The 2,926-nt window shown below is 55.3% G+C and carries 3 protein-coding genes and 1 tRNA gene; 2 read left to right on the top strand and 2 right to left on the bottom strand.

The genetic code is table 11. From position 1 onward, the window contains the following. The first annotated feature begins 314 nt into the window (after window positions 1–314). The gene (gene gltX / locus ABLU95_RS21450; protein ID WP_117129427.1) at window positions 315–1,733 is read left to right on the top strand and encodes a glutamate--tRNA ligase; all 1,419 of its coding nucleotides are present in this window, start codon (window positions 315–317) and stop codon (window positions 1,731–1,733) included. A gap of 52 nt (window positions 1,734–1,785) precedes the next feature. On the opposite strand, the gene ABLU95_RS21455 is transcribed toward gltX, so the two are convergent. Both ABLU95_RS21455 and ABLU95_RS21460 read right to left on the bottom strand, forming a co-directional pair. Next, complete coding sequence (locus ABLU95_RS21455; RefSeq protein WP_023290586.1) at window positions 1,786–2,178, bottom strand: YfeC-like transcriptional regulator; 393 nt, start codon at window positions 2,176–2,178, stop codon at window positions 1,786–1,788. Between the two features lie 3 nt (window positions 2,179–2,181). Then, a complete protein-coding gene (locus ABLU95_RS21460; RefSeq protein WP_004202017.1) occupies window positions 2,182–2,535 on the bottom strand; it encodes a YfeC-like transcriptional regulator in 354 nt (117 codons plus the stop codon). A gap of 219 nt (window positions 2,536–2,754) precedes the next feature. Here ABLU95_RS21460 and ABLU95_RS21465 point away from each other — a divergent pair. Further along, window positions 2,755–2,830: transfer RNA gene (locus ABLU95_RS21465), tRNA-Ala, on the top strand. Window positions 2,831–2,926 lie beyond the last annotated feature (96 nt).

The raw sequence follows: 2,926 nt of genomic DNA on the forward strand, positions 1-2,926 counted from the left end.
AACCGCCGACCCCCTCCTTGTAAGGGAGGTGCTCTCCCAGCTGAGCTAATCACCCCCGCTGTGTGGAGTCGCATTATAGGGAGAGTTGAAAATGAGTCAACGCCTTTTCTAAAGAATTCGTTCGTTCGTCGTAAAATTAAACAAAGCGATCGCAAAACCGGCGTCATAGCATGATTTATAAACAAAAACGGCAAACCGCGACGTTCCGGCGGGAACAACATTGAGGAATCAGCCCACGGTGTTAGAATATTGACCCATAATTTCCACCGGACATTGCCGGCTATCGGCATCTTTATTAAACGTAAGGCCAATTCATGAAAATCAAAACTCGCTTCGCGCCAAGCCCAACCGGCTATCTGCACGTTGGCGGTGCGCGTACTGCTCTCTATTCCTGGCTTTTTGCCCGTAACCACGGCGGTGAGTTTGTACTGCGTATTGAGGACACCGATCTCGAACGCTCCACCCCGGAAGCAATTGAAGCCATCATGGATGGCATGAACTGGCTGAATCTGCAATGGGACGAAGGTCCCTATTACCAGACCAAACGTTTCGATCGTTATAACAACGTGATCGATGAGATGCTGGAAGCCGGTACCGCTTATAAATGCTATTGCTCGAAAGAGCGTCTGGAAGCGTTGCGCGAAGAGCAAATGGCGAACGGTGAGAAGCCGCGTTACGATGGACGCTGCCGCCATAGCCACGAGCATCATGCCGACGATGAGCCGTGCGTGGTACGTTTCGCCAACCCGCAGGAAGGGTCGGTTATTTTTGACGATCAGATCCGCGGACCTATCGAGTTCAGCAACCAGGAGCTGGACGATCTGATCATTCGCCGTACCGATGGTTCCCCGACCTACAACTTCTGCGTCGTAGTGGATGACTGGGACATGGCGATCACCCACGTGATCCGTGGTGAAGATCATATCAACAACACGCCGCGCCAGATCAACATCCTTAAAGCGCTGAATGCGCCGGTGCCGGTATACGCGCACGTATCGATGATCAACGGCGACGATGGCAAGAAACTCTCCAAACGCCACGGGGCGGTCAGCGTGATGCAGTATCGCGACGATGGCTACCTGCCAGAAGCGCTGCTGAACTATCTGGTGCGTTTGGGCTGGTCCCATGGCGATCAGGAGATCTTCACCCGCGAAGAGATGATTGAGTTCTTCTCGCTGGGGGCGGTCAGCAAATCCGCGAGTGCGTTCAACACCGACAAGCTGCTGTGGCTGAACCATCATTACATCAATACGCTGCCGGCGGAGTATGTGGCGACGCATCTGCAGTGGCATATTGAGCAGGAAAATATCGATACCCGCAACGGCCCGCAGCTGGCCGAGTTGGTGAAGCTGCTGGGCGAGCGTTGCAAAACGCTGAAAGAGATTGCCCAGAGCTGCCGCTACTTCTATGAAGAGTTCGCTGAATTCGACGCCGACGCGGCGAAGAAACATCTGCGTCCGGTAGCGCGTCAGCCGCTGGAAGTCGTCCGCGACAAGCTGGCGATGATTAGCGACTGGACGGCGGAAAACGTCCACCACGCGATTCAGGCGACCGCTGATGAGCTGGAAGTGGGCATGGGCAAAGTCGGTATGCCGCTGCGCGTGGCCGTTACCGGTGCAGGGCAGTCTCCTGCGCTTGACGTTACCGTCCATGCAATCGGCAAGTCCCGTAGCGTAGAGCGTATCAATAAAGCGCTGGCTTTTATCGCTGAGCGCGAAGGCCAGGCGTCCTGACGGGGACGTAGATGATATAACGGCAGGATACCCCTGCCGTTTTTTTTGTCTGTTACGCCGGGCTGGCGATGCCGAGGCGGGCAAGAAAACCGCTAATCCCTTCCCGGGCCAGCAGGTCGCGGAGCTGCAGCTGTTCTGCCGGAGTCATCAGTTGCAGGGTTTCTGTGATTTGCCGCCAGATCGCGTCCGCTTCATTGACCAGGTAAGCGCCTGGCGATTCCGCGAGATGATTGTCGCTAAACAGATGGCGTCTGGCGGGAATGTTCGTCAGAAACTCGCGCACCGGTTGGTCGATGACCACCAGCCGCGCTCGTCCCCCTTTGACGCCGGGTATCGTTTCCGTGCGCCATTTCTTCTCACGAACCCAGCGATTGATCGTTTGTCTCGCCAGCCCCAGGCAGTCGGCAAGTTCTGCGGGCGTCATTTTATCTTTTAGTTTCATCATGGTTTACCGATCGCGGATCCCTAACCGAAGCAGTAACCCGGTGATCCCCTCGCGTAACAGCAGCGACATAAGCTGCTTCTGCTCGCTGGGAGTGAGCTCTTTACAGAGGGTCAGCAGCAGCGATTCCAGGTCGCTGTCGTGGGGAGAATAGGTGCCGGGCGTCTCCGCCACGCGCTGGGCGCTGCGGATAAACTCCCTGACTTGCTCATTGACATGGACCAGGCGCGCCTTACCGCCCTGGACGCCAGGCCGCGGAGAGGTCTGCCAGCCTTCTTTCCGCACCCACTTATTGATAGTTTGCCGGCTGTAGCCGGTCAGATGGGCGATTTCTTCAGGTGTCATTCGTTCCTTGAGCATACTATTTCCTGAGTAAATGTATGGGAATTAGCTGTCCATGTTATAGCATCCTTTTACTGGAAAAGGTGACCTGTTTAACTTCTGGCTGCGATAAGGCTCGCAATCTCAGCAGGTTGCCTGCTTTTTCAGCGATTGAATCGAGAAGGATAATTTTGCCGTTGACACCTGAGCGAGGAATTCATATTATGCCGCCCGTCAACACGACACGCTTTACGTTACGGGGCTATAGCTCAGCTGGGAGAGCGCTTGCATGGCATGCAAGAGGTCAGCGGTTCGATCCCGCTTAGCTCCACCAAATTCTGCACCCAGCGGATTTGGTTCGTAAAGAGGTCCTGTGGGGCTATAGCTCAGCTGGGAGAGCGCTTGCATGGCATGCAAGAGGTCAGCGGTT

The sequence above is a fragment of the Klebsiella sp. GG_Kp146 genome, from assembly GCF_040061975.1.
Classification (GTDB): Bacteria; Pseudomonadota; Gammaproteobacteria; order Enterobacterales; family Enterobacteriaceae; genus Klebsiella; species Klebsiella quasipneumoniae.

Coding starts and splice junctions, on each gene's coding strand:
- ABLU95_RS21455 (WP_023290586.1), bottom strand. CDS start 2,178: ATGATGAAACTAAAAGATAAAATGACGCCCGCAGAACTTGCCGACTGC.
- gltX (WP_117129427.1), top strand. CDS start 315: ATGAAAATCAAAACTCGCTTCGCGCCAAGCCCAACCGGCTATCTGCAC.
- ABLU95_RS21460 (WP_004202017.1), bottom strand. CDS start 2,535: ATGCTCAAGGAACGAATGACACCTGAAGAAATCGCCCATCTGACCGGC.